The organism is Bacillus sp. FSL E2-8900, assembly GCF_037966225.1.
Classification (GTDB): Bacteria; Bacillota; Bacilli; order Bacillales; family Bacillaceae_G; genus Bacillus_A; species Bacillus_A cereus.
This window is the reverse complement of the sequence record NZ_CP150193.1, coordinates 3,888,062-3,911,758: the sequence shown is the minus strand read 5'-3', so window position 1 is coordinate 3,911,758 and position 23,697 is coordinate 3,888,062. Positions and strand designations below refer to the sequence as shown.

Below are 23,697 nucleotides of genomic sequence, written 5' to 3'. Positions count from 1 at the left end.
CTTCATAGTATAAGAACAAAACGTTTTTTTATTAAACAAAGTAGCATCTTTCGTTATAATAACAATTAATAAATGACGATTGAGAGGACAGAAAATGAAATCTATATACATAACCGGCTACATGGGAGCAGGGAAAACAACAATTGGAAAAGCGTTAAGTAAAGAACTTCATATGGATGTTATCGATACAGACCAAAAAATTGAAGAGAAGCAGGAGAAGGCAATTCGTGATATTTTTGCTGAAGAAGGCGAAATGGCTTTTCGGGAATATGAAAGTGAAATGTTACGTGCGCTACCAGTCCATAATGTCATTATTACAACTGGTGGGGGAATTATTGAACGAGCGGAAAATCGCAAGTGGATGAAAGAGAACGGAACTGTCGTGTATTTATATTGCGATCCGCATGTAATTGCAGAAAGGCTTCGTGAAGATACGACACGTCCACTATTTCAAAAGAAAGATATAGATGCATTTGTAAAGAAATTTGAATCACGCCGAGCTTATTATGAAGAGGCTCACATTCATATCGATACGACAAATAAGTCTGTAAAGCAAATTATGAATGAATTAAAGGAAAAGATTAATGTGTAAAAAAGTGGACATACTAATCAAGTAGAGGTGATGATAATATGTCTACTAATGATTATGTTCGCTTTGTGACGCAGCAGTTTGTGTCGTATATGGATGCTCCAAAAGAAGATCGAAAACAAAAGAAAGAACAACGCCGTGCTGAAAAAGAGCCATTTATGAATAAGTGGTTTGGTGTTATGCCGCTGAGTGCTGCTTTGTTTTACCGAAATGTAAAAAGTAAAAGAAAAAAATCAAGTTGAATTTTAGTCATATGTTTAGCAAACCAAAAATCCCCTAGTGTCGTATTACACTAGGGGATTTTTATTTACTGCACGGATTCTTGTTCTTCCGTAACGGCATGTATTTTATTGTTCACCCATACAAATCCTATTCCGATACAAATAGAAATGCCCCAGCCTACAGCGGTCATAATCGCTCTCATTTCACCATAGCCATCTACACCAAAAACAGAGATGAAATAAATTTTTAAGAAGCTTTTTAATATGAATTGTAGACCAAAAAAGAGCGTTAAATATTGCAATGCTGGATAGATACGACTATCACGATACAGTTCACGACTTTTATCGCGGTCATGGCCTTGCAGCGCTGCAATATCCGCAGCGAAATATAACATGAGTGGTTTTTTTATGAAAATTGTACAGATGACGATAATACCGAGTACGATGTGATAATATGCATCATTCCACAACATTCGTTCAGCTGACCCAGATAATAAATCTACCGTTGTATTAGAAATGAGTGTAATTAAAATAAAGAACCCTGTCACGTTAAACTGTTTTTCTTTTTTAAAGGTATACAGTGTATAAATAATCCCCGGAACAGAGGAAAGTAACATCGCGTAATAAGGATCGATATAAGGTTTTGCAAATTTCCAAATGAGGAATGGGATTACGAGATAAAAGACAAGATCTAATATAGCTTTTTTATTTTGATTCATACAAAGCCTCCTTAAGTCATACATATATTTTATAATATAATTTCTGAAAATTGTATAAGGGTTTAATGGGAAAAGAAAAAATATATCAATTTTCGAGGGGTTAGTAGATTGAAAAAAATTGCCCCTAGCGTAGTAAGTTTTTTTAGTATATAATAAAGGAAACGCTTTCATTTTTAATTTGTTCACAAAATGGACGGAAAATCACATATTTACTATCGATATGTTGCTTTATAATGAAACTAATTAAATATACATGCATACAATATTGTGAAATAAATAACATAAATAATCTATATAAATGTAAACGTTATCAAAAGAGAGAGGTGGAGACAATGAGTAAATTTTTCTTCAATCATAATCCAGCAACAGTAGAGGATGGAAGGCTTGTTAAATATGCTGAAATTATTTATGGAGAAGGTGGCCGTTCTGTATTAGAAAATTTAATGGTGAAGGCATCTATCAGATTGCGTGATCGTTATCCGAATAAATCTGACGAGCAGATCTCGAACCTAGTAAATAAAGGCATCCATGATATGTTTCAAAAATATGTGAGCGAGTAAGAGTGGCCAATGGCTGCTCTTATTTTTTTGTATAAGGATTGTCACTCTAGCTGAAAATAAACATGTATTCTGAAAAACGTAAAAAGGAGTGGGAAAGATGAGCAATGGAATTGGACGTTCGAAAGAAAATCTTCCAACTGATGCAAATCATGTGAGCGCGAAGGATCGTGCGTATCAAAAACGCATGGCAAAGCAAAAACAACAAGAGCGTAATGAGGATAGAGAGTAACTCGAAATAAAGCTCCTTCTAAAGCAGAAGGAGCTTTATTTTGATAGAAAATGATTCGCGGTAACATAAAAGAGTCCACCGTTAATAATTTGCACTGTAATACGTGGTTCATACTGTTCTTGCAGAGCTTGTTTTTCAATTTCATAGCTCTCAGGAAGTTCGTCACTTTCTTCATAAAAACGGTTTAAAAGGTCTAAATCATGATTCCAACGCACTCTTGCTTCTTTTGCCCACGTATGGTCATCTTCTGCAATTATATTTTTTAAAGCGTCTTCTATGCGTTGTAAACCACTTTGAGGTTTAATGATGGGCGAGAGCGTAAAACAAAAATCAGGTATTTTTGGTGTAAGTTTAATGTTTGTTAATGTTTCATGAAAGTTTGCCATCATTGTTCCAGAAATGAGATGAATACCAATCGAGTGAAGGATGTCTTTTTTTCGATCACATTGATAGGAAACTTTTATATTAATACCGAGCCAAGGGTGGAGCGGTGTATGTGTTGCTCCATTATGTCTTACATCCTCATATAAACGTATGTATGAGCCTAATTCTTTTGTCGTTTGGAAAATTTGATGTAGACGTGGTGAACCGTAGTGAATAAGCTCACCATCATTTTCTTCATTTTCTGGATTTGTAATAAGAGTAAGGCGCATCGGATTCGGTACGCCTCCTGTTTTCTCAAGATAGTGCCAATAAAAAGGGCGATTCATTAATAATTTATCCATCTCAATTGTTAACTGTACATCTAATAAATGAGGAGAACGTTCTAAAATTTCACAGTTATTCGCCTCAAAGAAATTGTATAAGTAATTATGAATTTCATGTTGCTGCATAGCCCTGCACCTCAGCTTCATTTCGTTTCGCAAAGTCGATAATAGATGTTAAGTTTTCCATCTTAATTCTAATTTCACCTTCGCTTTTTGATTGCGCGAAAATTTCTTGAATGTGCGCGTCGATGTTTTTCATATTAATTCTCGTTAAAATTTCATCGAGTTCACCGATAACACGCTCGAATAAGTTGATTTTTTCATATAACAGTTTCAGAATATGTTCTTCAACAGTATGCTTTGTAGCTAAGTTATAAATATGAACATCATTCTTTTGACCGAGACGGTGAATACGCCCGATTCTTTGTTCAAGACGCATTGGATTCCATGGCAAATCATAATTGATCATATGGCTACAAAACTGTAAGTTAATCCCTTCACCACCAGCTTCAGTTGCAATTAATACTTGTGCGTGGTTTTGGAAAAGCTCCTTCATCCAATCTTTCTTCCCGCGTTTAAACCCGCCGCGGAATGGAACGGAAGAAATACCGTGTTGTTGTAAAAACCATTGTAAGTACATTTGTGACGCTCGATATTCTGTGAAGATAACGACTTTATCGTCAATTTCTTTTATAAGCTCAAGAGCTTTATTTGCTTTTGAGTTGAAAGGAATATGATTAATTTTGTCCATTAGCACATCGATATGTGGATCTTTTATATAATGTTCGTTTTCTTTCTGTCTTTTTTCTACATGCTTTTTCAATGAATAGTAAACAGCCTCACGACTACTACATGCTTCCCGTTTTAAAGTTAACGATGAGAAAGCAGATGTGAAGGCGTCTTGTCCTCGCCAATTTTCGATATCATTATATAGAGCTTGTTCTTGTTCATTAAACTCAACAAAAATTGTACGTACATGTCTCTTCGGCCAATCGATACCGGTATTATGTCGTCTATTTCGCACCATTACTTTATTAATGAGAGCTTTTAAGTCTTCATCTGATTCGGCTGAGCGATTTTTGGAAGCGTAATATTCTTCAAAGTTGGATTGATTGCCTAAATGTCCTGGTTTTAATAAAGAAACAAGGTTAAAAATTTCATCAATCTTATTTTGAACAGGAGTAGCGGTTAGTAATAAACAAAATTTCTTTTTTAATCGCTGTGCAAATTCATAGTTTTTTGTTTTATTATTTTTAAGTTTATGTGCTTCATCGATAATAATAAGGTCATATTCTAAGTTCAAAACGATATCACGATGCGGTGAACGTTTTGCAGTATCAATTGAGGAGACAATCACATCGGCTTGTTCCCATGAATAGCTTTTCTTTTGGGCTACAGCTGGAATGAAAAACTTTGTATTCAGTTCGTATGCCCATTGTGATACGAGAGAAGCTGGGACAAGTATAAGTACCTTTTTCACGAGCCCGCGGACCATGTATTCTTTCAAAATAAGTCCAGCTTCGATTGTTTTTCCAAGGCCTACTTCATCTGCTAGAATCGCTTTACCGTTCATTTGTTCAATCACATTTTGAGCGACTTCTAATTGATGCGGAAGCGGTGTGAAATGGGATAAATGTTTCGGTGCTTGTAGTCCATCAAAAGTAGGAACAAGTAACGATTTTTCTGTTTCATAAGCTAAGTGATATAAATCCCAGTTTGTCCAAGGACCATCTTCGTCAATTCTATTTAAAAAATTGTTTTGCCATGTCCGATCTACGGAAATATCGACATTCATTACAACTCTCCCACCTTTTATAAACTAAAGTAATTATTTTTTAATGTATGATGATTTGCCTTAAAAGAAGGCATAATTATCGTTATTAAAGGCTATATGATAGACAATAATAAAGTATTAAATCTCAAAAGCTGTATTTATTGTGTTTTAACATAAAAAATTCTAAATTATTTTTTATGCTAGAATATTGATGAAATATAGCGAATGATGTTAGGATAATGGTGTGAAATGTGTGGAATCTTTCGTATTTTATCCAAGAAAGTGATTTTTTATTTACGCTTTCATAAAAAAATATAATGAGATTCCGTATATCCTATCTTTTCAGAATGAAAATGTTTAGAAAAGGGAAGCAACTTTTATTGATTTGTCAAAGCATAAGGGGGAGAGAGCATGATTACATTACAACGTACACCGTTATTTGATGTATACGCGAAGTATGGTGGGAAAACAATCGACTTCGGTGGTTGGGAATTACCAGTTCAATTTTCAAGCATTAAAGAAGAACACGAAGCTGTACGTACAGCTGCAGGTTTGTTCGATGTGTCTCATATGGGAGAAGTTGAAGTAAAAGGTGTAGATAGTTTAGCATTTTTACAACGTGTTGTTACAAATGACGTATCTACCTTAAAGGTAGGGGGCGCACAATATACAGCTATGTGCTACGAAAATGGTGGTACAGTAGATGATTTATTAATCTACAAACGTGGTGAAGAAGACTATTTATTAGTAATCAATGCATCAAATATCGAGAAAGATTACGAATGGTTAGCAAGTCATGTAATTGGCGATACGACAGTAGTCAATGTTTCTAGTGAAGTTGCACAGCTTGCAATTCAAGGACCAAAAGCAGAAGGCATTTTACAAAAAGTTGTGTCAGAAGATTTGAAAGAAATTAAGTTCTTTAAATTTAAAAACGATATTCTTGTAGACGGAATTCCAGCACTTGTATCTCGTACAGGTTACACAGGTGAAGATGGATTCGAAATTTACTGTAAGAGTGAAGATGCTGCAAAACTTTGGGAGAAACTTCTTGAAGTTGGAGCAGAAGAGGGCTTAAAAGCATGTGGTTTAGGTGCTCGTGATACACTTCGATTCGAAGCAACATTACCACTTTATGGACAAGAATTATCAAAAGATATTACACCGATTGAGGCTGGAATTGGCTTTGCGGTAAAAACAAATAAAGAAGCAGACTTCTTTGGAAAAGCAACGTTAAAAGAGCAAAAAGAAAACGGTGCGCCTCGTAAATTAGTCGGCATCGAAGTAATCGAACGTGGAATTCCTCGTACGCATTACCCTGTATTTATTGGTGAAGAAAAAATTGGGGAAGTAACGAGTGGTACACAATCTCCAACGTTAAAGAAAAGCATTGGTTTAGCACTAATTGATGTAAAATACGCAGCAGTTGATACAGAAGTAGAAATTGAAATTCGTAATAAACGCGTCAAAGCAGTAGTTGTTCCAACACCATTTTACAAACGTTCAAAGTAACGGGGAGAGGGGTAGATTTCATGTTGCATCGTTATCTTCCAATGACAGAAGAAGACAAAAAAGAAATGTTACAAACAATCGGCGTTCAAACGATCGATGAATTATTCTCTGATATTCCAGAGAGTGTTCGTTTTAAAGGGGATTTAAAAATTAAAGAAGCAAAATCAGAGCCAGAGCTTTTAAAAGAGCTATCTCAAATGGCTAGTAAAAATGCTAACTTAAAAGAATACGCTTCTTTCTTAGGAGCAGGTGTATACGATCATTATGCTCCAGTAATTGTAGATCATGTTATTTCTCGCTCAGAATTTTATACAGCTTACACACCATACCAACCGGAAATTTCACAAGGGGAATTACAAGCAATATTTGAATTCCAAACAATGATTTGTGAATTAACAGGAATGGATGTAGCAAACTCTTCTATGTATGACGGGGGTACAGCTTTAGCTGAAGCGGCAATGTTAGCAGCTGGCCATACTCGCAAAAAGAAAATTCTTGTATCTAGCGCGGTTCATCCAGAGTCAAGAGCAGTACTTGAAACGTATGCAAAAGGTCAAAATCTTGAAGTTGTTGAAATTAATCATAAAGATGGTGTAACAGATTTAGACGTATTACAAAGTGAAGTAGATGATACAGTTGCTTGTGTAATCGTTCAATATCCAAACTTCTTCGGACAAGTTGAAAAATTAGCTGATATTGAAAAAATCGTTCATCAACAAAAATCATTATTTATCGTCTCTTCAAATCCATTATCATTAGGCGCATTAACACCACCAGGGAAATTTGGTGCTGATATTGTAATCGGTGATGCACAACCATTCGGTATTCCAACGCAGTTTGGTGGACCGCACTGTGGTTACTTTGCAACAACGAAAGCATTTATGCGTAAAATTCCAGGACGTCTTGTTGGACAAACTGTAGATTCAGATGGTAAACGTGGATTTGTATTAACGTTACAAGCACGTGAACAGCATATTCGTCGTGATAAAGCGACATCTAACATTTGTTCAAACCAAGCGTTAAATGCATTAGCAGCTTCTGTTGCAATGACGGCACTTGGCAAACAAGGTGTGAAAGAAATGGCACGTCAAAACATTTCTAAAGCACAGTATGCAAAACGTCAATTTGAAGCGAAAGGCTTCACAGTAACATTTGCTGGACCATTCTTCAATGAGTTTGTTGTAGATTGCAAACGTCCAGTGAAAGAAGTAAACGATGCATTATTACAAAAGAATATTATCGGTGGTTATGATCTAGGCCGTGATTATAAAGAGCATGAAAACCATATGCTTGTAGCAGTAACTGAGCTTCGTACAAAAGAGGAAATTGACACACTTGTAAACGAAATGGGGGCTATCCAATGAAGAACCAAGACCAAGCACTTATCTTTGAAGTGAGTAAAGAAGGACGCATAGGATATAGCTTACCCAAATTAGATGTAGAAGAAGTGAAACTAGAAGATGTGTTTGAGAGCGATTATATTCGAGTAGAAGATGCAGAGCTACCAGAAGTATCTGAACTTGATATTATGCGCCACTATACAGCACTTTCAAACCGTAACCACGGTGTTGATTCTGGATTCTATCCACTTGGATCTTGTACGATGAAATATAATCCGAAAATTAATGAGAGTGTAGCTCGTTTCGCAGGATTTGCAAATATTCATCCACTGCAAGATGAAAAGACAGTACAAGGTGCAATGGAATTAATGTACGACTTACAAGAGCATTTAATTGAAATTACAGGTATGGATACTGTTACTTTACAACCAGCAGCTGGTGCACATGGAGAATGGACAGGTTTAATGTTAATTCGTGCATACCATGAAGCGAATGGTGACTTTAACCGTACGAAAGTAATTGTGCCTGACTCTGCTCACGGAACGAACCCAGCATCTGCAACTGTAGCTGGTTTTGAAACAATTACAGTAAAATCAAATGAAAATGGCCTTGTTGACTTAGAAGACTTAAAACGTGTTGTAAACGAAGAAACAGCAGCACTTATGTTAACAAATCCTAATACATTAGGGCTATTCGAAGAAAATATTTTAGAAATGGCAGAAATCGTCCATAATGCAGGCGGTAAATTATACTATGATGGTGCAAACTTAAATGCGGTATTAAGCCAAGCACGCCCAGGAGATATGGGATTTGACGTTGTGCATTTAAACCTTCATAAAACATTTACAGGTCCTCACGGCGGTGGTGGCCCAGGTTCTGGTCCAGTAGGTGTGAAAGCTGATTTAATTCCGTACTTACCAAAACCGATTTTAGAGAAAACGGAAAATGGTTATCACTTCAACTACGACCGTCCAGAAGCAATTGGTCGTGTGAAACCATTCTATGGTAACTTCGGAATTAACGTTCGTGCATACACGTATATTCGCTCTATGGGTCCAGATGGCTTGCGTGCAGTAACGGAGTATGCTGTATTAAATGCGAACTATATGATGAGAAGATTAGCGCCATTCTACGATCTTCCATTCGATAGACATTGTAAGCATGAATTTGTATTATCAGGTCGTCGTCAAAAGAAACTTGGTGTACGTACATTAGATATCGCAAAACGCCTGCTTGATTTCGGTTACCATCCACCAACAATTTACTTCCCATTAAATGTGGAAGAATGTATTATGATTGAGCCGACAGAAACAGAATCAAAAGAAACATTAGATGGTTTCATTGATAAGATGATTCAAATCGCTAAAGAAGTAGAAGAAAATCCAGAAGTTGTACAAGAAGCACCGCATACGACAGTCATTAAACGTTTAGACGAAACGATGGCTGCACGTAAACCAGTTTTACGTTATGCGAAGCCAGCTCCTGTACAAGTTTGATTAAAATAACAAAGGAAGAACTCGCTGAGGCGGGTTCTTTTTTTGTATGGATAATTTGTCCCGCATTAACGGACAGTAAACTCCCAACTCAAAACTTAGCTGGTGCAAAGAAGCCAGGTGGGAGATAAACTGTCCGTAAATGCCCGATTGGTTCAACTAATAATCAGTGGGGATGAACAAAAATCCCCACTGCATAAAGTTTCACTTTATGCAGAAATAGTGAAGAAAATGTTAAAAAAATATGTTTTTTGTTTCCTAATGGTGTAAAGGTGTAGTTTTATAGGTAGTTTTGTTGAAAAAGTCGGTTTGATAAAAGTATTTATTTTTGTTAGAATTTTATTGAAATTAAGAAGATGTGATGAGGCAAAGATTACTCATTTTTATGTATATGTGAAAAAACGAACAAGACGGGGGTGAAAGTGTGGGATATCGATGTTATAGAATGGTATACCATTTAGAAAATGGAGAAACAATTAAAGATGTAAAAGAATTTTGCTATCGAGACCAAGGGAAAGTATTAGAAAGAGTAGCAAATCGTGTAATGGATAATAGAGAAGTGACGGCGATTGATAAACAAGGAACAATCATTTCAATAGCATGTGAGGACATTGTAAAGGTGGAACTTGATTACATAACAGAAAGTTAACCTTGAGTCATATCGAATTATTCGATAAAATAAACTGTTGAATGGTGAAGTGAGAAGAGAGGAGTTTATCATGGGTAGTACAAGACACTTTTATATGTTTATCTTAGCGTTTGTTCTTGTTGTCGCATTAACGATTTACTTAATCGTTGACAGCAGCTGGTACAACACGGTTCATCCGGCATTCCTTCTGTTTATGTATATAGGAATTGCAGTAGTAAGTTTCGGAATGAGAGACGAGATGTTAGATCGCTTTGAAAAGTGATACATATACGAAAGACCAACAGGAAAATGTTGGTCTTTTTTTCTTGCCAAAAATAGGATGATGTGTATATACTGTATATATAAGGTATATACAGTATATACACACACTGGAGGAAAACATGAATATTATTATTTCGAATTCTTCCCAAGACCCTATTTATGTGCAAATAAGAAAACAATTAAGCCAGCTTATTTTAAATGGCGGTTTAAAGGGTGGAGATCAATTACCGTCTATTCGTAGCTTAGCGAAGGAATTACAAATTAGTGTCATTACAACGAAGCGTGCATACGAGGAGCTTGAAAAAGAAGGATATATAGAAACTGTTGCTGGGAAGGGGACTTATGTTTCACGTAAAAATAATGAACTATTAAAAGAACAAAGGCTTCGCCTATTGGAAAGTAAAGCGGAAGAGATTGTGAATGAAAGTAAAGCGTTGCAGCTTTCACTTGAAGAATTACAGCAGATGATTGCGTTTTTATATAAGGGGGAATGAGAGAGATGTTAGAGTTAAAAAATGTTTGTAAAAGTTATGAAGGTTTCGCAGTGAAAAATATAAGTTTTACGTTACCACGCGGATATATTATGGGGTTTGTCGGACCGAATGGGGCCGGGAAAAGTACGACAATCAAAATGATTATGAATTTAATTAAAAAAGATAACGGAGATATAAAAATTTTTGGCAAGGACAATAAGAAAGCTGAAAAGGAAATAAAACAAAATATCGGCTTTGTATATGATGAAAATCATTATTACGAAGATTTAACGTGTGAACAAATGAAGCGTATTATTGCACCGTTATATAAAAAGTGGGACGAAGAGCAGTATCAATCGTATATGCATAGATTGCAAGTTCCGAAGTATAAAAAAATTAAAGAATTATCAAAAGGAATGAAAATGAAATTTGCGATTGCCATCGCACTTTCGCACCACGCAGAGTTTATTATTATGGACGAACCGACAGCAGGGTTAGATCCAGTTGTTCGAAGTGAATTACTTGATATGTTGCAAGAAATTGTAATGGAAGATGAAGTATCCGTATTATTCTCAACGCACATTACAACAGATTTAGAGCGCATTGCAGATTATGTTACGTTCATCAATGATGGAGAAATTATATTTACTGGTGAAAAAGAAGACTTAATGGAGAACTACGTAATCGTAAAAGGAAGTAATGATTTATTAGACCGAGAAGGAAAAGAACTATTTGTTGGATTACGAAAAAATAAGTTTGGTTTTGAAGGTTTAGCGAATGATAAACAAGCAATCATAGATTGGTTTGGAAATGAGGTTGTACTAGAAAAGCCTACATTAGATGATATTATCGTTTACACCGCGAAAGGAAGAGGTGCTTATGCGTCAGCTTGTATATAAAGATTTGTTCTTTTTTCGGGTAATGTGGTTAGTGAATTTTGTTATGCCTCTTTTGTTTTTTATGTTAGAGCCAAGTGGTGAATTTTTATTTCCGATGAGTTGTCTATTTATAACCCTCTCCTCCGTTATGACGTTAACCTTTATGGATGAAAGAAATAAAAGTGACATTATTATAAATAGTTTACCAGTAAGTCGGAAGGATATCATTATTGCTAGATATATTTCCTGTGCAATATTTATTGTCGGTGCCATGGTTTCAACTATGATAATTGTATTCCTTTTAAGAGGTATTGCTGTTATTGATGATATTGGTGTATACCATCCTAATTTTTATATTGAAATTTCATGGTATGTAGTGGTAAGTGGAGTGATTTATTCTGTAGTATTTGTGGCGACATTTTTTCCTAGTTATTATGGTACAAAATCAAAGGGCATGAGAAGTATAGTATCAGCGGCAGCAATGGGGATTGGTGTACTTCTTTGGATATTTATTAGTGATGGGCTGAATGAAACAACATCTTCATTCAGTGAGTGGATTATGAATCCAGTACATATTGGTGTATTTACGGTTGGAGGAATGATATTAGCTAGTGCCTATATCGCTTCTATGTTTCTTACAATTAAAATTTATGAAACGCGTGATTTATAGAGAGGAGAATTCATATGCAACAGTTGATTTTGAAGGAGTTTTTTTTACAGAAGAAGATGTTTCCTTTCTATTTTTTAATCCCTATTTTATCTATTTTTAAGAATTCCGTCGAACCAATGGGGATTGCAATAGGAATATTTATAACATGTAGTACGATTATATATATTTCTTTTTATTATGACGAGAAAAGTAAAGCGGAAAAAGTATTAGTGAGTTTACCTATAACGAGAAAAGAGATAATTATAGCTAAATATATTTCAAGCACATTATTTATTATGGCTGGTTTAAGTGTAACTTTTATAGTCGTAATATTAGGAAATATTTTATTGGACAGGGATATAGTCATGCCTGGATATGCAGTGTTTTCAGCGATAGTAGCAACTTTGATTTATTGTGCAGTAACGATACCGACTAATTACATTGGGGGATATAAAGTTATTACTGTCTTGAATTTGATTATGCTTTTTCCTTTAATGGGTATGATTGGTCTTATGTGCAATATTTTTGGTGATAAAACAATTATGTTAAAAGTACTTCACTCTCAAGAGGCTACACTAGCAATGGGTGTTCTTAGTATTGGAGTGTTAGTAAGTATAGTCATATCAATGTTTCTCTCAATGAAAATGTTTCAGGAGGCAGAGTTATAGAAGGAGCATTTTCATATTAGGAGGGGTAATACATGATCAAGCAACTAATTTTAAAAGATTTCATTATTCAATGGAAATTTTTAATTTGGTACATACTGTATCCTGTTTTCTTTTATATGGCCTTAACAGATACGGAAAATCTGTTCATAATTATGTCAGTAATTATTACAATTGGGGCAACAGTAAAAACATTTGAAGCAGATAGTAAAAATGAGAGTGAAGTTATAGTAAATAGTTTACCAATATTGAGAAAACAAATTGTGTATGCGAAATATATAGTAGCAATAATTATTCTTTTTATAAGTGTAACGGTCGGTTGTTTCACGATAGGAATGAAGAGCGGGGTTAACTTATTTGAATTTATTGAAACGACAATGGTTGCTAGTATTAGCTTTATTTTATTGTATTTAAGCTTTGTTTTACCAATAGCCTTTTGGCTAGGGTATAAGAAATCCATTTTCATTACGATAGTAATATTCATGGCACCGATAGTTGTTTTAGAAGCTTTGTTTCAAATCAACTTAGAACAAATTCAACTATATAACAGCTTGTTATTCATTAGTTCAATATGCATGTTCATAATATCTATCTTTGTTTCAGTAAAAATATATGAAAAAAGAGAATTTTAAAAGGTGCCTTAAAAAAGGCACCTTCTTCAATAACGACAATACGAGAGCAGTAGTTTATAAAAAGAAACGCTATTTGGTACATCTTTTGGAGTATGTAATATAAAGCTGAAAACGATAACGAGAATAAGAAATAGGAAAAATAAAAATAGAATTTGCTTATGTATAGAATTTTGCATATTATCCACTCCTTTTTTAGGTAGTATGTCCAAAAGAAAGGAGTATATGAAAAATGTTAGGAGGGGAGAATGATGAACAAAAGAAATGGTTATATAGAATAGGAATATTTTTATTTTCAATCGGCCTCATATTAGCAAATGTTTACTCGGATATACCACTGTTATTTCCAAGTTTACATAAAGGGGTTGGTATAAGTATTGCCATAATTGGTCTGTTTTGTCTTATCACATGTAACTTCTACAGAAAGTCTGAATGAATATAAAAAAGGACAGTTATTCTTTTTCAGAAATACTGTCCTTTTTAAATAACTTATTCCATAGTTTGGCGATACTCCATATAATGACGATTGCAATGGAGGTGATAATGGACCAAACAATCGATATAATTTCAAGTGTCATGTTAGGAAGGAATGTGAGAATGGATAATACTTTATGAAACAATGATTCTATTATATGAAAACTTATTTGTAATAGAATGAGGATACCAAGTGTGATCCATGCTAATATTTTCTTTCCTTTTTCTTTCCACATGACATTCACCTCACGTTAGCTTAATAGTTTTAAGCCAACAGCGCCGCATAGAATACAGCTTAAGAAAGCAAGACGACGCCAATCCGCTGATTCTCGGAAAATGAGAATGCCTAGAAGTGCACTTCCAGCAGTTCCGATTCCAGTCCAAATTGCGTAAGCAGTTCCCATCGGTAATGTGTTCATCGCAAGAGATAAGAAGAAGAAGCTTACGCCGAAGTTAGCGATTAAAATAACTTTTGGTGCCCAGCCTTTCTTTTCAGTGGCTACTTTCATAAAGAGTACACCAATAATTTCACAAATACCAGCTAGAATTAAAAATACCCAAGCCATTTTATGCGGCCTCCTTCGCTTCTTTTTCTTCTGTTACTCGTTTTAAACCAATTACTCCGAAGAAGATTAAACCGATTAATAAAACTTTTACGATAGAGAAAGGTTCTCCGAAGATGAAAATCTCTGTAAGAACGATTCCGCCAGCTCCGATTCCTGTAAAGACTGCGTATACAGTGCCGACAGGTAAATCTTTATAAGCTCTAAATAATAAGACGAAACTAATTGTAATTAATAGAGCAACACCAGCCCATTCAAGTGGTGCCTCTGCTTTTTTTAGTCCAATCACCCAAAATATTTCAATAATACCAGCGATGATTACATAAATCCATGCCATATGTCATTTCTCCTTCCTACCAGTCGTTAGGTAAAGGGCTTAAAAACGACGCATTGCAAAGGAGCAATCCGTCAGTTTGAAAGTCCGCGCCAAAATACTTTCCAAGAAGCGTCTAAACGTGTCTCAAAACGATTTAAACCTGCGTATAATAGTTCAACCATAAGACCGTCGAGTAAGCATAGAAAAGCCTCTAAGGCGTCTTTTACTTCAATGTTATGCAGCTCATCTTGTTCGCTTGCTCTTTTAAATACAGGGAATAAAAGTTTTCCGACGTTTTCAATGTGTACATTTGCTTTATTAATAATTTGTTCGCGAAATGCATCAGGCGGAAAATAAGAAGTTCGTAACCAAAACATTGATTCTTCACTTTCACCAAATCGTTTTGCATACCCTTTTAATAATTTTAAAAGCAATTCTTCAGTGGACGAATTGGAAAAGCTTTCGATATCGCCTGTGAAGCTCTGCAAATCTTTTTGAAGAGCAGATTCTAAGCATATGAAATATAGCTCTTCTTTTCCTTTAAAGTGTGCGTAAATCGATGGTTTTTTAATCCCAACTTCTTGAGCAATATTTGCCAATGAAGTTCCTTCATAGCCGTAGCGTGCGAAATGAGAAAGTGCTACAGCTTTAATGCGGTTTGCTGTCATTTTCATCCCCTACCTACCGTTCGTTAGGTTCATTATATGAGATGGGAAATATAAAGTCAATAGGTGAAGAGCTGAGAAAGAGCGTTATAAGTAACGCTCTTTTTAGACAGTCTCTCGCTCAATTAAATGGAATGAAAGTTCTTTTGCACTGCCGACAATTTGCTCGCTTTGGATCTGCTTATGGAATAAAGAAAAAGCATGTGAGCCCATTGCGAGACCGGGATGTTCAATTGTGGAAATTTCTAATGCCTTTGAAATTTCATGATTATCAAATCCAAGGATAGCAAGGTCTTCAGGTACTCGAATACCATGTTTTCGAGCCTCTGTTAATAAACCAGCTGCAACTTGATCGTTCGCTGTGAAAATAGCAGTTGGACGATTTTTCATATTTAAAATACGATGGAGTATTTGTGCTCCGTCCTGCATTGTATAGCATTGGTGGAAAATCCATTCAGGATGCAACGTTTTGCCTTCGTTACGAAGTGTATCGGCGAACGCTTTTTCGCGCTCCATGGAATTTACACTTGTTTTTCTTGCTAAACAAATTCCGATTTTTTCATGGCCTCTACTTAGTAAATAGGCAGTACCAAGACGGAAACCTTCATAATGATCTACGTAGATGGATGAAATGAGGGGATGCTTCATTTTTTCACATGAAATAATAGGGGCAAATTTTGCAAAAGGTTCGATTTGTTCCCAAGAGCTCGTTCGGGAGCAAATAATCATCCCATCAAATTGTTTCATTTTCATCATTTCAAGAACACGAATTTCTTCAATGCTATCGTAATTCGTTTGACATAAATTAATATGATACCCAGCTAATAACGCTTCGTTTCCGATTCCTTCAATAATCGTACTAAAGTAGGGGAGGTTAATGAAAGGAAGCATAACGCCAATTGTATATGTTTTCCCTCTTATTAAATGGACAGCATTTATATTTTTTGCGTAGTTTAATTCTTCAACAGCATCTAGAACACGCTTACGCTTTTCTTCTTTTACGTAAGGGTGATTATTCAGGACACGAGAAACAGTTGATATCGATACACCAGCAGTTTTAGCAATTTGTTTTATATTGGCCATATGTATCACCTCTTTCACTTATTATAAAGGGAAAATAATAAGAAAGAAAAAATCTTGACCTGAAAAGCTTTTCACAAACTATGGTATTAATAAGACTTCTTTTTATTCGCGTAACCTTTTCACTTGGGCGTAAGAATGATAGGGGTCTTTTTTGTTTGCAAAAAGTGTTGTCAAAATGTGTGAGAATAACGTAGAAAGTTTTCAAAGGTGGAGTTTGATGACAAAGCGAATATGAAGAGCATATCAACGCTTCGTTCGTTAAGAGAGCGGTATGAAAGGGCGGAAACAAATTGAAAAAAAGAATCATTTGTTTCGTGTTTTCTAGTTTTGTACTTAGTTCGTGTTCGTTTCAGCAAACGATGCAAGAAGAAAAACACTTTGTGGGAACAACAGGAGGAGCTATGGATCGTGTTACGGATCCTATTCCGCTAAAGGAACTTCCAAAATATTTTCCGGTGAAGTTTAAAGTTCCAACGTTTTTACCGTACGACATTCCAAGTGATGTGAAGGGTGAAGTAAGAACGCTTGGGAAAAAGAACGCTGTCTTAACGATTAAATATAAACAGAAGGAGCCAGGTAGAAATGAGTATATTGAGTTAAATGTCGCGAACTTTCCTTATAGTTTTCCGGATCTTATGGAAGAGAAGCGATTTCAAGAACAAATGAAACTGAATAATGGAACGTCTGCTTATTTTAAAAATAAAGATGATTATGAACGTGGTGACGAATTTGCTACGCTTATATGGAAAGAGAAAGGAATTGAATATCAGCTGCTGTATCGGAATGTAGAAGAGAACGATGAAAAGGTAATCAAGCAGAATTTATTATACATTGCGAATAAGATGAAATGAAAAAACTAGCTGATTTATTCAGCTAGTTTTTTGTATGTTATTATTTTTTTTTAATTTTGCCTGTCCAAGATTTAAATCCACCTTGTAATTGGTAGAAATCTTTGTAGCCTTGTTTTTTTAAGTATTGCGCTGCACGACCTGTACGGAATCCGCTTTGGCAATATAAGTAAACAGGTTGATCTTGACGAAGTTCTTTATGGCGAAGGCGAATTTGTGATAACGGAATGTTACGTGCACCTAAAATATGCCCTGCGTTATATTCGTCTGCTTCACGAATATCGATAAGCTGTGCTTTACGGTAGCCAGCGCGAAATTCTTCTTCTGTAAGAGTTTTAATTAATTTTTTCTGATAGAAGTACATCCATACAGTGTAGCCGATAAATGCTACGATTACGGCTAATAAAATAATCCAAGTTGTTGACACGATTCTATCGCTCCCTTTTTTCTTATCCTACTTTCAATATTATAATGCCCTTATGTATTTATGCAACAGATTCATTTGCATATAAGAAGAAATTTCGTATTCTTTCACAAATTTTGTCGAATTTGGTAGACTAGAGAATGTGAAAAATAATTGGTTATATGAGGTGCAGGATGGGAAAAGAAAAATGGTGTTATATTAACTCTGGTCAATGTTCACCGGCATTTAATATGGCGTTAGATGAATGTTTATTAAATTGGCAAAGTGAAAAGAAAATGCCACCAACAATTCGTTTTTATGAATGGGAAGTACCAACATTAACAGTTGGGTATTTTCAACGTGTTGAAAAAGATATTAATATGGATGTAGTTAACGAAAAGAAATATGGATTCGTTCGTCGTCAAACAGGCGGCAGGGGTGTACTACATGACAAAGAGTTAACGTATAGTGTTATTGTGTCTGAAGATCATCCGAATATGCCGAAAACAGTTACAGAAGCGTATCGTGTTATTTCGCAAGGTTTATTAGATGGTTTTAAGGCATTAGGGTTAGAAGCCTATTATGCAGTTCCAAAAACAGAAGCAGATCGTGAAAATTTAAAAAATCCACGTTCCGGCGTATGTTTTGATGCACCATCTTGGTATGAAATTGTAGTGGAAGGACGAAAAATTGCTGGTAGTGCTCAAACACGTCAAAAAGGTGTTATTTTACAGCATGGATCGATTCCATTAGAAATTGATTTAGATGAACTATATGATCTATTTTTATTCCCAAATGAACGTGTGAAGGAACGCATGAAGAGTATGTTCTCTTCTAAAGCAGTAGCAATTAATGAATTAACAGACCGTACATTTACGATAGAACAGTTAATTAAAGCGTTTGAAGTTGGCTTTGAAAAAGGATTGGATGTAGAACTTGTTCCATATGAATTAACAGAAGAACAGTTACATGAAGTTCAAACGTTAGCGAAAGAAAAGTATGAAAGTAATGAGTGGAATTATAAAAAATAAGAGATGGCAATTGCCACCTCTTATTTTTTATAGTAAATTAAGTACTTTTTCTACTTTGATTCCTTTATCTTGTAAAGAACGAAGGCGACTTACAACGTCCATAATTTCTTTGTCAAATGTAACGCTAATACCTTGGCTTTGTAGTTCTTCTTTTAAGCTTTCAATAGAATCATCTATGTCGATGCCAAGCTCGTAATCTTGACAAACTTCAATTGTCTTTTTCACGAGTTTAACATAATTTTCTTGTAGTTTTGAATTTGTTTCAGTCAAAGCAGGTTGCTTCGGTTTTGCAGGAGCAACCGGTGCTGTCTCTTGCTTTGTAACTGGAGTAGGGACTGCTTTTTTCACAGGCGCTGGAGTAACTAGTTCTACAGCTGCTTCTACGCTTACTGGCTTCGGTGTCGGTACCGGAGTAGGCTTAGGTGCCATAGCAGGTGTTTCCACACGCGTAACAGGCTTAGGAGCAGGTGTAATTGCTTTTGGAGCTTCTACAACTACTTCTTTTTTCGGTGCTGCTTCTACCTGTGTTTCTTCTTGCTCGGCAGCTTCTTTATTTTCTTTACTCCACATAACGCGTTCAATTTCTAGAGACACATTGTTTTTGTTCATCGCTGTTAATGTAACTTTACCAACTTCAGCGTTTCCAGTGAAATCAACAATTTTATAAATAACACTCTTGTTCCAATCCACGTTTCCGCTCAAAAATAATTCTTCGTTACATTTCGGCGTTAAGCCCTCGATTTTAATTTCTGCGTTTACACCGTTTTCACTATATACCATAATTAGCGAAGCATTTACATCTTCGTCTGCTAACATTAGTTCACGTACCATTTTGCCGGTGCGTACTTGCGTTTTCTTCTTAACTGACATCTAATTTCTCCTCTCAAAAATTCAGTAATAATAAAAAAATCGTATAACGAAAAATAATTGCTCACGAAGATTTATGATACCGATAATAAAAGCATCACGTCAACAATTAACTTTAATTATTTTGCATTTTTCTTATTTTCTTTATGAAATTTTTCAATTTGTAAAATTAGACAGAAGAAAAAACAGCCTTTTGAAGGGCTGTTAAAAATTTGATTTTTTATATAGTAATTTATATAAAATAAAAAATAAGATAGCAATTAAAGCATTTTGCCAAAAGTTTAGATGATAAATGAGGTAAGGTTGCTTTTGGAAATAAATATTTAAGAATACAGCGGAACAAAATGGAGTAGCAAATGCGAATCCAAATAGAATTCTTCTTTTCCAATTCATTTTCTGATTAAAGGAGTAACGCTTTAATAAATATAAAATAAATAGTATACCTAGTATAATTATTGAAACAGACAAAGTAGTTCCAAGGATGCTAAAAGGCGGACTTGATAATGTATTGTTTTTTTCAAAGAAAAACATAAAAAATGAAATAATTGCATTTATGCCAAACTGTATAGCAAGAAGTAAGCTAATAGAAAATCCAATTAAAGAGGCTTTTTCTAACTTTGTTTGAGTTGGTAAAGCTGATATAAGTTCATCGCAATAAGATTGTAAATTATCTCCGAAGATGTCATAAGCGTTTTTATTTTCTGCTTGTGCTTCGATGAGGTGATCTAATATTTCTAGTAACAGTTCTTCCATTTGTTGCTCGGGTACGTTTGATATTCGAAGATATACTAACATATCACCATAAGCAGCCTCGTTTTCGGAAGTTAGAAGCTCACGTTTTTTATTATTCAATTCAATCATGTCTTGTGCATTCATCCCTATCACTCCCTCTGTAATAAGTTATTTACCGTAGTAGAAACCATTCCCCAGCTTTGTTTAAATTCTTTAAGTTGTTCTAATCCTTTATCGGTTATGTGATAATATTTTCGCTTTGGACCGAGTGAGGAAGCTTTTAATGTGCCTTCGATCAATTTTTCTTTTTGCATACGTAATAATAACGGATAGATGCTTCCTTCGCTTACGAATGTAAAGCCATGTTTATTTAATTTTGTGCTCAGTTCATATCCGTACACTTCTTCTTGTGAAATGATGTATAGGATGCAACCTTCTAGTACACCTTTTAACATTTGGCTGTGCATGATTTCACCACCTTTTACTCAGGTAACTTGCGTTGCAAGGTAGCTGTTATCTGGATTATAACATTCAGTAACTTGCAACGCAAGTTACTGAAGTGGAAAACTTTAATGAGTGTTAATTTTTCAATGTTTCCCATACTAACGAGAGGAGGGAAGCGTATGAAACCATTTATGCCAAAACTCGTTTACTTTGAACCGAAGGCACTTGAATATCCACTTGGAAAAGAGCTTTATGAGAAGTTTACGAAGATGGGATTAGAAATTCGTGAAACAACATCCCATAATCAAATTCGGAATTTGCCGGGTGAAAATGATTTGCAAAAGTATCGTAATGCAAAAGCAACGCTTGTCGTTGGGGTGAGGAAGACATTAAAGTTTGATACTTCAAAACCGTCAGCTGAATATGCAATTCCGCTTGCAACAGGATGTATGGGACATTGTCATTATTGTTATTTGCAAACGACACTTGGGAGTAAGCCTTACGTTCGCGTGTATGTGAATCTTGATGAAATATTTGAGAAGGCACAGCAATATATGGATGAAAGAGCACCTGAAATCACAAGGTTTGAAGCTGCTTGTACATCAGATATCGTTGGGATTGATCATTTAACACATGCATTAAAGAGGGCGATTGAATTTATTGGAGAAAGTGAGCATGGGCGTTTGCGTTTCGTTACGAAATATTCGCACGTTGATCATTTGTTAGATGCAAAACATAATGGGAAAACGCGTTTCAGGTTTAGTATTAATTCACGGTATGTAATTAAAAATTTTGAACCAGGGACATCACCGTTTGAAGAAAGAATTGAAGCTGCTCGTAAAGTAGCAGGCGCGGGTTATCCACTTGGTTTTATAGTTGCGCCACTTTATATGCATGAAGGATGGGAAGAAGGATACCGTGAACTATTTGAGCGACTGTACAATGCGCTGAAGGATATGACGATACCAAATTTAACGTTTGAATTAATTCAGCATCGTTTTACAAAACCAGCGAAAAAGGTTATTCAAGAGCGTTATCCAAATACGAAGCTTGAAATGGATGAAGAGAAGCGGAAGTATAAATGGGGACGATATGGCATCGGAAAATATGTATATAAAAAGGATGATGCAGCAGTATTGGAAGAAACGATAAGAGGTTATATAAATGAGTTTTTTCCTAATGCAGAAATACAATATTTTACTTAAGGGGGGTCTGTATGCAAATACAGATTCTTTTTTGTTTTATATATTTAGGCTCGTTTTCAACTTGTCACGTTATTCTTTCTGGTGTATCATTTTATTGATTGCTTCGTACGGAATAAGCAAAATGAACTTGGATGGAGGAAACCGATGCCTACCCCTAGTATGGAAGATTATATTGAACAAATTTATTTGTTGATTGATGAAAAGGGTTACGCCCGCGTATCTGATATTGCTGAAGCGCTTAGTGTACATCCATCCTCTGTAACAAAAATGGTGCAAAAATTAGACAAAGATGAATATCTAATTTATGAAAAATATAGAGGGCTTGTATTAACAACAAAAGGTAAAAAAATCGGAGAACGTCTCGTATATCGTCATGACTTGCTAGAGCAATTTATGCGTATTATCGGTGTGGATGAAAGTAAAATTTACAATGATGTAGAAGGAATTGAACATCATTTAAGTTGGGAAGCGATTGATCGCATTGGTGATTTAGTGCAATACTTTGAACAAGATGTAGTCCGAGTGGAAACGCTTCGCGGTGTTCAAAGAGCAAATGAAGAGAAAAGTAATTAAGGGGAACGTATGGCGTTTCCTTTTTTATTTCAATTCGAAAAGGATGGGAGAATTATGAAAGCAATTATTTTTGATTTTGATGGATTAATTGTGGACACAGAAACGATATGGTTTCACTCTTTCAGAGATGCTGTTCGTGAATACGGCGGGGAACTACCTTTAGAGGAATTTGCGAAATGCATTGGAACAACAGATGAGATACTTTATACATATTTAAATGATCAATTAAAAGAGAAGTTTAACAAAAGTGTATTAAAAGAAAAAGTGGCAACTTTACATAAAGAGAAAATGAGAATACCAGAAGCTCGTGACGGGGTAAAAGAATATTTAGAAGAAGCGAAAGAAATGGGATTAAAAATCGCACTAGCTTCTAGTTCTTCTAGAGAATGGGTTATTCATTTTTTAGAAGAGCTACAAATTCGAGAATATTTTGAAGTAATTAAAACGAGAGAAGATGTTGAGAAGGTAAAACCAGATCCAGCTCTTTATCGAGTTGCAATAGAAGAATTAGGAATTAAGCCATCTGAAGCTGTTGTATTTGAAGACTCATTAAATGGATTGAGAGCAGCAGTTGCAGCGGGATTAACGTGCGTTGTGGTACCTAATGATGTGACACGGAATTTACCGTTTGAAAATCATCATCTTCGAATTGAAAGTATGAGAGAGAAAAGTTTAAAAGAAGTGCTTCAAAGTATAAAAAAAGACCGTATTTCCTAAAAGGAAGCACGGTCTTTCTTTTTGCTTTTTTTGCCTTCAATGACAGTTAAATGAGACTGTTTTCTTTTTCGTTTCAAAGTGGAAGAATTCCCTTTTTTACTTTTGTCATTAGAAGTATTTGACTTAAAGAAAGAATTGCCTAGGGGTGCTACATTTTGTTTCCCATGTTTGCGGTTCGATTGTTTTGCCGCACGCTTATATGAGCTTTGCGAATTTGCGGAACCACTGGAATTTGTAAACATCTTGTATAGCAAGTAAAAGATACCGACAACAAGTAACATGTACCCGATATTTCTTAATACACCCATGGGATTTGTAATAACAGATGAAACAAGGCCGAATATTGCCAATCCGATAATAAGCACAAATATAGCGAAAGTAAACGAACGACCGTTCATAAGGGACACCTCCTAAAAACATATATTGAA

The 23,697-nt window shown here is 35.2% G+C and carries 34 protein-coding genes; 20 read left to right on the top strand and 14 right to left on the bottom strand.

What is annotated here, in order from left to right; genetic code table 11:
• Positions 1-94 precede the first annotated feature (94 nt).
• Together aroK and NST90_RS19995 are read left to right on the top strand one after the other, a co-directional pair.
• The gene (aroK, locus tag NST90_RS20000; protein WP_000836624.1) at positions 95-592 is read left to right on the top strand and encodes a shikimate kinase AroK; all 498 of its coding nucleotides are present in this window, start codon (positions 95-97) and stop codon (positions 590-592) included.
• 38 nt (positions 593-630) lie between these two features.
• Complete coding sequence (locus tag NST90_RS19995) at positions 631-831, top strand: YqzE family protein (protein WP_000106083.1); 201 nt, start codon at positions 631-633, stop codon at positions 829-831.
• Positions 832-896: 65 nt separating this feature from the next.
• Here the strand turns inward: NST90_RS19995 and NST90_RS19990 are convergent, their stop codons facing one another.
• Both NST90_RS19990 and NST90_RS19985 read right to left on the bottom strand, forming a co-directional pair.
• A complete protein-coding gene (locus NST90_RS19990; RefSeq protein WP_001073111.1) occupies positions 897-1,529 on the bottom strand; it encodes a VC0807 family protein in 633 nt (210 codons plus the stop codon).
• A 142-nt stretch (positions 1,530-1,671) separates the two neighbouring features.
• A complete protein-coding gene (locus NST90_RS19985) occupies positions 1,672-1,788 on the bottom strand; it encodes a hypothetical protein (RefSeq protein WP_001987222.1) in 117 nt (38 codons plus the stop codon).
• Between the two features lie 73 nt (positions 1,789-1,861).
• Here NST90_RS19985 and NST90_RS19980 point away from each other — a divergent pair, with 73 nt between their 5' ends.
• On the top strand, positions 1,862-2,089 hold the full coding sequence (locus NST90_RS19980) for a hypothetical protein (protein WP_000032702.1): 228 nt from the start codon (positions 1,862-1,864) through the stop codon (positions 2,087-2,089).
• A gap of 97 nt (positions 2,090-2,186) precedes the next feature.
• Positions 2,187-2,318 (top strand): hypothetical protein, encoded by a 132-nt coding sequence (locus NST90_RS19975; protein ID WP_000064668.1) that lies wholly within the window; start codon positions 2,187-2,189, stop codon positions 2,316-2,318.
• Positions 2,319-2,353: 35 nt separating this feature from the next.
• Here the strand turns inward: NST90_RS19975 and NST90_RS19970 are convergent, their stop codons facing one another.
• Positions 2,354-3,151: a YqhG family protein gene (locus NST90_RS19970; RefSeq protein WP_001183964.1), complete on the bottom strand. Its 798-nt coding sequence runs from the start codon at positions 3,149-3,151 to the stop codon at positions 2,354-2,356.
• Positions 3,138-4,820 (bottom strand): SNF2-related protein, encoded by a 1,683-nt coding sequence (locus NST90_RS19965; protein WP_001100037.1) that lies wholly within the window; start codon positions 4,818-4,820, stop codon positions 3,138-3,140. Before NST90_RS19965 ends, NST90_RS19970 begins: the two co-directional genes overlap by 14 nt.
• A gap of 390 nt (positions 4,821-5,210) precedes the next feature.
• Here NST90_RS19965 and gcvT point away from each other — a divergent pair, with 390 nt between their 5' ends.
• The 11 genes from gcvT (at position 5,211) to NST90_RS19910 (ending at position 13,784) form a co-directional block, all read left to right on the top strand.
• Positions 5,211-6,311: a glycine cleavage system aminomethyltransferase GcvT gene (gene gcvT / locus NST90_RS19960; protein ID WP_000631777.1), complete on the top strand. Its 1,101-nt coding sequence runs from the start codon at positions 5,211-5,213 to the stop codon at positions 6,309-6,311.
• Positions 6,312-6,331: 20 nt separating this feature from the next.
• A complete protein-coding gene (gene gcvPA, locus NST90_RS19955; RefSeq protein ID WP_000903240.1) occupies positions 6,332-7,675 on the top strand; it encodes an aminomethyl-transferring glycine dehydrogenase subunit 1 in 1,344 nt (447 codons plus the stop codon).
• Positions 7,672-9,147 (top strand): aminomethyl-transferring glycine dehydrogenase subunit 2, encoded by a 1,476-nt coding sequence (gcvPB, locus tag NST90_RS19950; RefSeq protein WP_000795702.1) that lies wholly within the window; start codon positions 7,672-7,674, stop codon positions 9,145-9,147. The genes gcvPA and gcvPB overlap by 4 nt, the downstream gene beginning before the upstream one ends.
• A 442-nt stretch (positions 9,148-9,589) precedes the next feature.
• On the top strand, positions 9,590-9,793 hold the full coding sequence (locus tag NST90_RS19945; RefSeq protein WP_000262496.1) for a DUF3929 family protein: 204 nt from the start codon (positions 9,590-9,592) through the stop codon (positions 9,791-9,793).
• 70 nt (positions 9,794-9,863) lie between these two features.
• Positions 9,864-10,055 (top strand): hypothetical protein, encoded by a 192-nt coding sequence (locus NST90_RS19940; protein WP_000535933.1) that lies wholly within the window; start codon positions 9,864-9,866, stop codon positions 10,053-10,055.
• 118 nt (positions 10,056-10,173) lie between these two features.
• Complete coding sequence (locus tag NST90_RS19935; RefSeq protein WP_001021353.1) at positions 10,174-10,548, top strand: GntR family transcriptional regulator; 375 nt, start codon at positions 10,174-10,176, stop codon at positions 10,546-10,548.
• 5 nt (positions 10,549-10,553) lie between these two features.
• On the top strand, positions 10,554-11,426 hold the full coding sequence (locus NST90_RS19930; RefSeq protein ID WP_000891306.1) for an ABC transporter ATP-binding protein: 873 nt from the start codon (positions 10,554-10,556) through the stop codon (positions 11,424-11,426).
• Entirely contained in the window at positions 11,407-12,075 is a 669-nt protein-coding gene (locus NST90_RS19925; protein ID WP_006921549.1) for an ABC-2 transporter permease, read from the top strand. The genes NST90_RS19930 and NST90_RS19925 overlap by 20 nt, the downstream gene beginning before the upstream one ends.
• Before the next feature lie 14 nt (positions 12,076-12,089).
• Positions 12,090-12,722 carry an ABC-2 transporter permease gene (locus NST90_RS19920; protein ID WP_006921548.1) on the top strand — a complete coding sequence of 211 codons (633 nt, stop codon included), beginning with the start codon at positions 12,090-12,092 and terminating at the stop codon, positions 12,720-12,722.
• Positions 12,723-12,754: 32 nt separating this feature from the next.
• Entirely contained in the window at positions 12,755-13,351 is a 597-nt protein-coding gene (locus tag NST90_RS19915) for an ABC-2 transporter permease (RefSeq protein ID WP_046392992.1), read from the top strand.
• A 229-nt stretch (positions 13,352-13,580) separates the two neighbouring features.
• On the top strand, positions 13,581-13,784 hold the full coding sequence (locus tag NST90_RS19910; protein WP_046392991.1) for a hypothetical protein: 204 nt from the start codon (positions 13,581-13,583) through the stop codon (positions 13,782-13,784).
• Between the two features lie 16 nt (positions 13,785-13,800).
• On the opposite strand, the gene NST90_RS19905 is transcribed toward NST90_RS19910, so the two are convergent.
• The 5 genes from NST90_RS19905 to NST90_RS19885 form a co-directional block, all read right to left on the bottom strand.
• Positions 13,801-14,058, bottom strand: coding sequence for a DUF3975 family protein (locus tag NST90_RS19905; protein WP_033695608.1), 258 nt, complete (start codon positions 14,056-14,058; stop codon positions 13,801-13,803).
• A 15-nt stretch (positions 14,059-14,073) separates the two neighbouring features.
• Positions 14,074-14,388 (bottom strand): multidrug efflux SMR transporter, encoded by a 315-nt coding sequence (locus NST90_RS19900; protein ID WP_000312623.1) that lies wholly within the window; start codon positions 14,386-14,388, stop codon positions 14,074-14,076.
• A 1-nt stretch (position 14,389) separates the two neighbouring features.
• Positions 14,390-14,722, bottom strand: a complete 333-nt coding sequence (locus NST90_RS19895; RefSeq protein WP_000312339.1) for a multidrug efflux SMR transporter — start codon at positions 14,720-14,722, stop codon at positions 14,390-14,392.
• A 71-nt stretch (positions 14,723-14,793) separates the two neighbouring features.
• The gene (locus NST90_RS19890; RefSeq protein ID WP_002005730.1) at positions 14,794-15,375 is read right to left on the bottom strand and encodes a TetR/AcrR family transcriptional regulator; all 582 of its coding nucleotides are present in this window, start codon (positions 15,373-15,375) and stop codon (positions 14,794-14,796) included.
• A gap of 96 nt (positions 15,376-15,471) precedes the next feature.
• Positions 15,472-16,449: a LacI family DNA-binding transcriptional regulator gene (locus NST90_RS19885; RefSeq protein ID WP_001273985.1), complete on the bottom strand. Its 978-nt coding sequence runs from the start codon at positions 16,447-16,449 to the stop codon at positions 15,472-15,474.
• Between the two features lie 314 nt (positions 16,450-16,763).
• On the opposite strand from NST90_RS19885, the gene NST90_RS19880 reads away from it, so the two are divergent.
• Complete coding sequence (locus NST90_RS19880; protein WP_283748089.1) at positions 16,764-17,300, top strand: DNA polymerase III subunit delta; 537 nt, start codon at positions 16,764-16,766, stop codon at positions 17,298-17,300.
• A gap of 40 nt (positions 17,301-17,340) precedes the next feature.
• On the opposite strand, the gene NST90_RS19875 is transcribed toward NST90_RS19880, so the two are convergent.
• On the bottom strand, positions 17,341-17,724 hold the full coding sequence (locus NST90_RS19875) for a rhodanese-like domain-containing protein (protein ID WP_000108653.1): 384 nt from the start codon (positions 17,722-17,724) through the stop codon (positions 17,341-17,343).
• Between the two features lie 170 nt (positions 17,725-17,894).
• Between NST90_RS19875 and NST90_RS19870 the strand changes: the two genes are divergently transcribed.
• Positions 17,895-18,731 carry a biotin/lipoate A/B protein ligase family protein gene (locus tag NST90_RS19870; protein ID WP_000514081.1) on the top strand — a complete coding sequence of 279 codons (837 nt, stop codon included), beginning with the start codon at positions 17,895-17,897 and terminating at the stop codon, positions 18,729-18,731.
• 27 nt (positions 18,732-18,758) lie between these two features.
• Here the strand turns inward: NST90_RS19870 and NST90_RS19865 are convergent, their stop codons facing one another.
• From NST90_RS19865 to NST90_RS19855, 3 genes are all read right to left on the bottom strand, one after another.
• Positions 18,759-19,601, bottom strand: coding sequence for a hypothetical protein (locus NST90_RS19865; RefSeq protein WP_000111900.1), 843 nt, complete (start codon positions 19,599-19,601; stop codon positions 18,759-18,761).
• 201 nt (positions 19,602-19,802) lie between these two features.
• Positions 19,803-20,474, bottom strand: coding sequence for a DUF1129 family protein (locus tag NST90_RS19860; RefSeq protein ID WP_000993584.1), 672 nt, complete (start codon positions 20,472-20,474; stop codon positions 19,803-19,805).
• 5 nt (positions 20,475-20,479) lie between these two features.
• Positions 20,480-20,797 carry a PadR family transcriptional regulator gene (locus NST90_RS19855; RefSeq protein ID WP_000556079.1) on the bottom strand — a complete coding sequence of 106 codons (318 nt, stop codon included), beginning with the start codon at positions 20,795-20,797 and terminating at the stop codon, positions 20,480-20,482.
• A 156-nt stretch (positions 20,798-20,953) separates the two neighbouring features.
• Here NST90_RS19855 and splB point away from each other — a divergent pair, with 156 nt between their 5' ends.
• The 3 genes from splB to NST90_RS19840 all read left to right on the top strand — a co-directional run bounded on the left by splB (position 20,954) and on the right by NST90_RS19840 (position 23,269).
• Positions 20,954-21,979, top strand: coding sequence for a spore photoproduct lyase (splB, locus tag NST90_RS19850; protein WP_000802121.1), 1,026 nt, complete (start codon positions 20,954-20,956; stop codon positions 21,977-21,979).
• Between the two features lie 144 nt (positions 21,980-22,123).
• On the top strand, positions 22,124-22,552 hold the full coding sequence (mntR, locus tag NST90_RS19845) for a transcriptional regulator MntR (RefSeq protein ID WP_061113481.1): 429 nt from the start codon (positions 22,124-22,126) through the stop codon (positions 22,550-22,552).
• Positions 22,553-22,606: 54 nt separating this feature from the next.
• Positions 22,607-23,269, top strand: coding sequence for an HAD family hydrolase (locus tag NST90_RS19840; RefSeq protein WP_283748088.1), 663 nt, complete (start codon positions 22,607-22,609; stop codon positions 23,267-23,269).
• Here NST90_RS19840 and NST90_RS19835 read toward each other — a convergent pair.
• Complete coding sequence (locus tag NST90_RS19835; RefSeq protein ID WP_001014463.1) at positions 23,266-23,667, bottom strand: SA1362 family protein; 402 nt, start codon at positions 23,665-23,667, stop codon at positions 23,266-23,268. The genes NST90_RS19840 and NST90_RS19835 overlap by 4 nt on opposite strands.
• Between the last annotated feature and the right edge of the window lie 30 nt (positions 23,668-23,697).

Bases quoted from the DNA above. Each gene is read 5' to 3' on its own strand.
- NST90_RS19895 (WP_000312339.1), bottom strand. From the start codon at position 14,722: ATGGCATGGATTTATGTAATCATCGCTGGTATTATTGAAATATTTTGG.
- NST90_RS19970 (WP_001183964.1), bottom strand. From the start codon at position 3,151: ATGCAGCAACATGAAATTCATAATTACTTATACAATTTCTTTGAGGCG.
- NST90_RS19985 (WP_001987222.1), bottom strand. From the start codon at position 1,788: ATGCATGTATATTTAATTAGTTTCATTATAAAGCAACATATCGATAGT.
- NST90_RS19945 (WP_000262496.1), top strand. From the start codon at position 9,590: ATGGTATACCATTTAGAAAATGGAGAAACAATTAAAGATGTAAAAGAA.
- NST90_RS19900 (WP_000312623.1), bottom strand. From the start codon at position 14,388: ATGGCTTGGGTATTTTTAATTCTAGCTGGTATTTGTGAAATTATTGGT.
- gcvT (WP_000631777.1), top strand. From the start codon at position 5,211: ATGATTACATTACAACGTACACCGTTATTTGATGTATACGCGAAGTAT.
- NST90_RS19965 (WP_001100037.1), bottom strand. From the start codon at position 4,820: ATGAATGTCGATATTTCCGTAGATCGGACATGGCAAAACAATTTTTTA.
- NST90_RS19975 (WP_000064668.1), top strand. From the start codon at position 2,187: ATGAGCAATGGAATTGGACGTTCGAAAGAAAATCTTCCAACTGATGCA.
- NST90_RS19925 (WP_006921549.1), top strand. From the start codon at position 11,407: ATGCGTCAGCTTGTATATAAAGATTTGTTCTTTTTTCGGGTAATGTGG.
- aroK (WP_000836624.1), top strand. From the start codon at position 95: ATGAAATCTATATACATAACCGGCTACATGGGAGCAGGGAAAACAACA.
- NST90_RS19905 (WP_033695608.1), bottom strand. From the start codon at position 14,058: ATGTGGAAAGAAAAAGGAAAGAAAATATTAGCATGGATCACACTTGGT.
- NST90_RS19920 (WP_006921548.1), top strand. From the start codon at position 12,090: ATGCAACAGTTGATTTTGAAGGAGTTTTTTTTACAGAAGAAGATGTTT.
- mntR (WP_061113481.1), top strand. From the start codon at position 22,124: ATGCCTACCCCTAGTATGGAAGATTATATTGAACAAATTTATTTGTTG.
- gcvPB (WP_000795702.1), top strand. From the start codon at position 7,672: ATGAAGAACCAAGACCAAGCACTTATCTTTGAAGTGAGTAAAGAAGGA.
- NST90_RS19860 (WP_000993584.1), bottom strand. From the start codon at position 20,474: ATGAATGCACAAGACATGATTGAATTGAATAATAAAAAACGTGAGCTT.
- NST90_RS19995 (WP_000106083.1), top strand. From the start codon at position 631: ATGTCTACTAATGATTATGTTCGCTTTGTGACGCAGCAGTTTGTGTCG.
- NST90_RS19870 (WP_000514081.1), top strand. From the start codon at position 17,895: ATGGGAAAAGAAAAATGGTGTTATATTAACTCTGGTCAATGTTCACCG.
- NST90_RS19980 (WP_000032702.1), top strand. From the start codon at position 1,862: ATGAGTAAATTTTTCTTCAATCATAATCCAGCAACAGTAGAGGATGGA.
- NST90_RS19940 (WP_000535933.1), top strand. From the start codon at position 9,864: ATGGGTAGTACAAGACACTTTTATATGTTTATCTTAGCGTTTGTTCTT.
- splB (WP_000802121.1), top strand. From the start codon at position 20,954: ATGAAACCATTTATGCCAAAACTCGTTTACTTTGAACCGAAGGCACTT.
- NST90_RS19910 (WP_046392991.1), top strand. From the start codon at position 13,581: ATGTTAGGAGGGGAGAATGATGAACAAAAGAAATGGTTATATAGAATA.
- NST90_RS19885 (WP_001273985.1), bottom strand. From the start codon at position 16,449: ATGGCCAATATAAAACAAATTGCTAAAACTGCTGGTGTATCGATATCA.
- NST90_RS19835 (WP_001014463.1), bottom strand. From the start codon at position 23,667: ATGAACGGTCGTTCGTTTACTTTCGCTATATTTGTGCTTATTATCGGA.
- NST90_RS19930 (WP_000891306.1), top strand. From the start codon at position 10,554: ATGTTAGAGTTAAAAAATGTTTGTAAAAGTTATGAAGGTTTCGCAGTG.
- NST90_RS19865 (WP_000111900.1), bottom strand. From the start codon at position 19,601: ATGTCAGTTAAGAAGAAAACGCAAGTACGCACCGGCAAAATGGTACGT.
- NST90_RS19890 (WP_002005730.1), bottom strand. From the start codon at position 15,375: ATGAAAATGACAGCAAACCGCATTAAAGCTGTAGCACTTTCTCATTTC.
- NST90_RS19855 (WP_000556079.1), bottom strand. From the start codon at position 20,797: ATGCACAGCCAAATGTTAAAAGGTGTACTAGAAGGTTGCATCCTATAC.
- NST90_RS19840 (WP_283748088.1), top strand. From the start codon at position 22,607: ATGAAAGCAATTATTTTTGATTTTGATGGATTAATTGTGGACACAGAA.
- NST90_RS19915 (WP_046392992.1), top strand. From the start codon at position 12,755: ATGATCAAGCAACTAATTTTAAAAGATTTCATTATTCAATGGAAATTT.
- NST90_RS19990 (WP_001073111.1), bottom strand. From the start codon at position 1,529: ATGAATCAAAATAAAAAAGCTATATTAGATCTTGTCTTTTATCTCGTA.
- gcvPA (WP_000903240.1), top strand. From the start codon at position 6,332: ATGTTGCATCGTTATCTTCCAATGACAGAAGAAGACAAAAAAGAAATG.
- NST90_RS19935 (WP_001021353.1), top strand. From the start codon at position 10,174: ATGAATATTATTATTTCGAATTCTTCCCAAGACCCTATTTATGTGCAA.